The sequence below is a fragment of the Roseateles sp. P5_E11 genome, assembly GCF_054049355.1.
Genome location: NZ_JBFUMO010000385.1, coordinates 1 through 5,655, shown reverse-complemented (window position 1 = coordinate 5,655; position 5,655 = coordinate 1). Strand labels below are relative to the sequence as shown.

Below are 5,655 nucleotides of genomic sequence, written 5' to 3'. Positions count from 1 at the left end.
CCGCAGCGCGGTCCCGACCAAGGTAATCCTTGGACGAGGGGGCTTCAACGTTTACCACCACTGGCGGGCGCATCGGCCTTGGCCAGCAGCATCGGACGGTGACGCGCGACGACCACAGGGTCGGCCGGGAAGACCGGCTTGAAACCGTCCAGCGACTTCGGCGCGGTCGGCACCCAGGCCGTCTGCACAGGCCGYTCGGCCTTGCCAGTCACGATGACGCGGTTCGAGCGCTCCGCGGCCGCTTCCTTCASTTCAGCATTCGAATCCGTGAACGCCCGGGCGCTCGTCGTGGCGAGCACGAGGACGGCAGCAAACGAGGCAAAAGCAATCCAGCGGGGCAGAGTGATCATGGCGGGTCTCCTTCAAGTGCTGGTTATGCTATGCATCCAGAGCCTCGCCACGAAGCGCTTATTTCTTCACTGATTGGTTGGATTGGCTTACCAGATGGCCTCACTCGACCGTTTTCCCCTTCATTACCTGGCTGCCTTTCGTGCCGCGGCCCAGACCGAGAACCTGCGCGCCGCGGCCGAGAGCCTGCACCTGACGCACAGCGCGGTCAGCCAGCAGATCCGCGGCCTGGAGGCCCAGCTCGGCTTTGAGCTGTTCACTCGCCAGGGCCGGCGGCTGACGCTGAACCCGGCTGGGCAGGCGCTGCAGCGCGGTGTGACACAGGTGTTCGCTGCCTTGCAGGCGGGCCTGCTGGCGGCGGCGCAAGCGCACGGGAGCGCCGCGCAGACGCTGCGAGTGACCGCCCTGCCCTCGTTCGCTCAGCGTTGGCTGCTGCCCCGCCTGCCGCGCTGGCAAGCCCTGCAGCCCTGCATCACGCTGGACCTGCATTCATCCCAGCAGGTGGTGGACCTGGAACGCGAGGGCTTTCACATCGGCCTGCGCATCGGCCGCGGGGGCTGGCCTGGGTTGATCTGCGAGCCGCTCTTCCATTCGCCGCACATCGTGGTCGCTGCGCCGCTGCTCGCGCAGCGCCTGGTGGACGCAACGCCGGAACTCTTGACGCAGCAGCCGCTGATGGGCGACGCCGATTTGTGGCGACAGTGGTTTGCCGAGGTCGGCCACAAGGGCGCTGTGCCAACGCCGGTGGCGACCTTCAATGACGCCGCGATGCTGGGCCAGGCGGCCGAGCAAGGGATGGGTGTGGCCCTGACGCGCGAGCTGTTTGCCGCCGACGCGCTGCTGGACGGGCGGCTCGTGCGGCTGTCGACTCACGCCGTAGATGACGACGCCACGCGTGACTACCAGGTCGTCTACCCCGAGGCCCTGCGCGACGACCCGGCCGTGCGCATCTTCTGCGACTGGCTGCACGCCGAGGTCGCGGCGCTGCAGCAGCGACTCAAAGAAACAGCTGCTGCAGATCGCTGAGGAAGTCGAAGCCTCGCTCGGTTGGCTGGATGCGAGCCGCATCACTGGTCAGCAAGCCACGGCCACGGGCCACCTCCAAGCCTTTCGCAATCGCCGACACAGGCAGCCCGGTGCGCTCGAGGAACTGCGTCAGCGTGACGCCTTCCTTCAGCCGCAGCGCATTCAGCATGAACTCGAAGGGCAGGTCCTTGCGCGCCACCTCGTGTTCGTTGCTGACCTTGTTCGCCTGCGCCATGAAGGCCGCCGGTTCACGCCAGCGCACCTGGCGCAGCACGCGGTTGGGGAAACTCAGCTTGCTGTGCGCGCCAGCGCCGATGCCGAGATAGTCGCCGAACTGCCAGTAGTTCAGGTTGTGCAGGCAGCGGTGGCCCTCGCGGGCATAAGCCGAGACCTCGTAACGCGACAGCCCCGTGGCGCCGGTACGCGCCGTGATCAGGTCCAGCATGTCGCTGGCCAAGTCAGGGTCGGGCAGGCCGGCCGGCGTGCGCGTCGCGAACACCGTGTTGGGTTCGATGGTCAGGTGGTAGATGGACAGGTGCGGTGGCTTGAAGCTCAGCGCAGCGTCCAGCTCACGCGACAGGTCGTCCAGCGACTGCCCGGGCAACGCATACATCAGGTCGAGGTTGAAGGTCTCGAACGCCGCAGCCGCCTCGGTGAGCGCCTCGCGTGCCTGGCTCGCGCTGTGCACGCGGCCAAGCGTCTTCAGCTGCGCGTCATCGAAGCTCTGTACGCCCACCGACAGGCGCGTGACGCCAGCCTGGCGAAAGCCCTTGAAGCGCTCGCGCTCGAAGGTGCCGGGGTTGGCCTCCAGCGTGATCTCGCAGCCCGGCTCCAGCGGCAGGCGTGCACGGATATCCGAGATGAGCTGCGCGATCTGCTCGGGGTTGAACAGGCTGGGCGTGCCGCCGCCGATGAAGATGCTGATGACAGGCCGGCCCCAGATCAGCGGCAGCGCCGCTTCGAGGTCGGTGCGCAGCGCGGCGAGATAGGCCTCGGCCGTGTCGACCGCCAACGCGCCATCCTTGACCTCATGCGAGTTGAAGTCGCAGTAGGGGCATTTGCGCAAGCACCAGGGCAGATGAACGTAGAGGGCAAGCGGGGGCAGCGCGGGCAACTGCAGCGTACCCGGCCGCATCAGATGGACGATCTCAGCCAAGCCGCCAGACCTCGCGGAATTGCTGGATCAGGTGCACGGCGGCCAGCGCCCGGTGGCTGTGCTGGTTCTTGACCGCAGCGCCCAGGCTGGCCACGGTCTGGCCGAGCTCGGGGATGTGCATCAGCGGGTCGTAGCCAAAGCCGCCCTCGCCGCTCGGCGCCTTCAGGATCTCGCCGCTCCAGCGGCCCATGGCGATCAGTGGCTCGGGGTCGTCGGCGCTGCGCACCGCCACCAGGGCGCAGACAAAGCGCGCCCGGCGATCCTCGATGCCGGCCATCTCGCGCAGCAACCGTTCATTGTTGGCTGCGTCGCTTTTCTCGCCGCCGGCATCCAGCGCGTAACGTGCCGAACGCACGCCGGGCGCGCCGCCGAGAGCGTCAACGCTCAAGCCTGAATCGTCGGCCAGCGCCGGCAGGCCGCTGAGCTTGGCGGCGTGGCGGGCTTTGGTCAGCGCGTTCTCGGCAAAGGTTTCAAAGGGCTCCTCGGCCTCCGGGATGCCCAGGCTGCCCTGATTCACCAGTTCGATACCGAGCGGCGCGAACAACGCCTGCAGCTCGACGAGCTTCTTCGCGTTGTTGGAGGCAAGAACCAGCTTCACTTCAGCGCGGCTTGTTGGGCCTCGATCAGCTCGCGGATGCCCTTGTCGGCCAGGTCGAGCAGCGCATTCATCTCGTCACGCGTGAACACCACGCCCTCGGCCGTGCCCTGCAGCTCGACAAAGCCACCCGAGCCCGTCATGACGACGTTCATGTCGGTGTCGCAGGCCACGTCCTCGATGTATTCAAGGTCCAGCAGCGGCACGCCGTCGACGATGCCGACCGAGATGGCGGCCACCGTGTCCTTGATCGGCGAGCGCGACAGCTTGCTGTCGGCCAGCAGCCTGTTGACGGCGTCCTGGGCCGCGACGAAGGCGCCGGTGATGGCCGCCGTGCGCGTGCCGCCGTCGGCCTGCAGCACGTCGCAGTCCAGCGTGATCGTGCGCTCGCCGAGGGCGCTCAGGTCGAACACCGCGCGCAGTGAGCGGCCGATGAGTCGCTGGATCTCCTGCGTGCGGCCGCTCTGCTTGCCGCGGGCGGCCTCGCGGTCGCCGCGGGTGTGGGTGGCGCGCGGCAGCATGCCGTACTCGGCCGTCACCCAGCCTTCACCCGAGCCGCGCTTGTGCGGCGGTACGCGCTCCTCGACCGAGGCCGTGCACAGCACGCGGGTGCCACCGAACTCGATCAGCACCGAGCCCTCGGCATGCACGGTGAAACCGCGGGTGATGCGCACCGGGCGCAATTGATTGGYGGCGCGGCCTGCGCTGCGCGTGAAGGTCTTGGTCATGAGAAAAGGAGAGTTAGCGGCGATTGGCGCCGCGGCCCGATTGGCGGATGACTTCGTTGATCTCGCGTATCGAACGCTCGATCTCCTCGTCGTCCATGCCGGCGACAAGGTCGGCGTCCAGGGCGCCCTGGATGGTGGACGCAAAGCCGGAATTGCCGAGATTCTGCGTGGTCTCGCCGCTGGGCTCGCCCTCGCCTTCCCATTCGACGGCCAGCACGGTGACGTTGTCACTGCGCGCGCCGCCGCGGCGCAGGGCCTGCTCGACCAGTTCGGGCACAGCTTCGGTAATGGCCTGGTCAGCCATGTGCTGAACGATCTCGCCGTCCTCCACGCTGCCCCACAGGCCGTCGGAGCACAGCAGGATGCGGTCCGAGGCCTCCATGATGAGCGGCCCCTGGCAGTCCACCATGGGCTTGCCGGGGCTGCCCAGGCAGGTGAAGAGCACGTTGCGATTGAAAGGCTCGCCGCCGCGGGACACGCGGCCCAGGGCTTCCTGCAACTCGGAATAGGAATGGTCGCGGGTGCGGGCAATCAGCTTGCCGGCGCGCACGAGATACAGGCGCGAATCGCCGCAATGCGCCCACCAGGCCTGGTTGCCCTGCAGGATGCAGGCGACGACCGTCGTGCGCGGCGTGTCGTGCAGGCCCTTGCTCTCGGCATAGCGCAGCAGCTGCTGATGGGCAATGACGATGGTTTCCTGCAGGAAGCGCTGTGGGTCTTCGATGACCGGGCGGGCGTCCTGCTGGAACAGCGCGGCCAACGTCTGCAGCGCGATCTGGGCCGCGACTTCACCTTCCGGGTGGCCGCCCATGCCGTCAGCCAGCGCGAACAGTCCCGCCTCCCGCGTGAAGCAATAGCCCATGCGGTCTTCGTTGGTCTCACGGCCACCGCGACGGCTGACCTGGAAGACATTGAATCGCATCAGGCTTTCGCTCCGGACTTCAGGTTTTCAAGCTGGAGTTTGAGGCGTTCACTGAAGCTGAGCTTGGTGTAACGCCTTTCAGTCTCACGAGCGAGTTCCTTCTGCAGCGCAAACACGCTCTGCGGGCGCGACAGCGCGTCCAGCGACATGCACCACTCGGTCACCTCGAGAAGGTTGTCGGAGTAGACATTGCGCAGGCGCGACAGACTCAAGGACAGGCGGTCCTTCTCCAGGCGCTGCGGCGCGTCGTTCGGCGGGTAGCCCTGCATGCAGGCATAGATGCAGGCGCCGATGGCGTAGATGTCGGTCCAGGGGCCCAAGCTACCGTCGCGGCGGTACATCTCGGGCGCAGCAAAGCCCGGCGTGTACATCGGGCGGATGAAGTTGCCTTCCTTGCTCAGCACTTCGCGCGCGGCGCCGAAGTCCAGCAGCACGGCCTTGTTGTCATTGGTGATGAAGATATTGGCCGGCTTGATGTCCAGGTGCAGCATCTTGTGCTGATGGACGATGCGCAGGCCGCGCAGGATCTCGTCGAAGAGGCTGCGGATGGTCGACTCGCGGAAGACCTTGTCGCGCTTCATATCGCGCGCGGTCACGATGAAGTCCTGCAGGGTGTCGCCCTGCAGGTAGTTCATGACCATGTAGACAGTTTCGTTCTCGCGCAGGAAATTCAGCACCGAGACGACGCTGGGGTGCGAGATCTGCGCGAGCGAACGGCCCTCTTCGAAGAAGCTCTTCAGGCCGAGTCGGTATAGCGGTTGCTTCTCGGGCTTGACGCGAGGGGTCAGTTCGCCGGGCGAACGTTCGGCCAGCGACGAGGGCAGATATTCCTTCAATGCGACCAGATGGTGGTCGGGATCCTCGGCGAGATACACCACGC

Annotated in this window: 7 protein-coding genes; 1 reads left to right on the top strand and 6 read right to left on the bottom strand. The window is 66.6% G+C overall.

The window, feature by feature from the left end; all coding sequences use genetic code 11:
• Nucleotides 1-44: 44 nt before the first annotated feature.
• Nucleotides 45-350: a hypothetical protein gene (locus tag ACXJKR_RS22585; protein ID WP_457324708.1), complete on the bottom strand. Its 306-nt coding sequence runs from the start codon at nt 348-350 to the stop codon at nt 45-47.
• Between the two features lie 94 nt (nt 351-444).
• Here ACXJKR_RS22585 and ACXJKR_RS22580 point away from each other — a divergent pair, with 94 nt between their 5' ends.
• Nucleotides 445-1,374 (top strand): LysR substrate-binding domain-containing protein, encoded by a 930-nt coding sequence (locus ACXJKR_RS22580; protein ID WP_457324707.1) that lies wholly within the window; start codon nt 445-447, stop codon nt 1,372-1,374.
• On the opposite strand, the gene hemW is transcribed toward ACXJKR_RS22580, so the two are convergent.
• The 5 genes from hemW to ACXJKR_RS22555 all read right to left on the bottom strand — a co-directional run.
• The gene (gene hemW, locus ACXJKR_RS22575) at nt 1,346-2,509 is read right to left on the bottom strand and encodes a radical SAM family heme chaperone HemW (RefSeq protein ID WP_457324709.1); all 1,164 of its coding nucleotides are present in this window, start codon (nt 2,507-2,509) and stop codon (nt 1,346-1,348) included. The genes ACXJKR_RS22580 and hemW overlap by 29 nt on opposite strands.
• 13 nt (nt 2,510-2,522) lie before the next feature.
• Nucleotides 2,523-3,128 (bottom strand): RdgB/HAM1 family non-canonical purine NTP pyrophosphatase, encoded by a 606-nt coding sequence (rdgB, locus tag ACXJKR_RS22570; protein WP_457324706.1) that lies wholly within the window; start codon nt 3,126-3,128, stop codon nt 2,523-2,525.
• The gene (rph, locus tag ACXJKR_RS22565) at nt 3,125-3,853 is read right to left on the bottom strand and encodes a ribonuclease PH (protein WP_457324705.1); all 729 of its coding nucleotides are present in this window, start codon (nt 3,851-3,853) and stop codon (nt 3,125-3,127) included. Before rph ends, rdgB begins: the two co-directional genes overlap by 4 nt.
• A gap of 13 nt (nt 3,854-3,866) precedes the next feature.
• Nucleotides 3,867-4,775: a PP2C family protein-serine/threonine phosphatase gene (locus tag ACXJKR_RS22560; RefSeq protein WP_056195341.1), complete on the bottom strand. Its 909-nt coding sequence runs from the start codon at nt 4,773-4,775 to the stop codon at nt 3,867-3,869.
• The coding region (locus tag ACXJKR_RS22555; protein ID WP_457324704.1) for a serine/threonine protein kinase at nt 4,775-5,655 on the bottom strand (881 nt) is incomplete at its 5' end. The genes ACXJKR_RS22560 and ACXJKR_RS22555, both read right to left, overlap by 1 nt.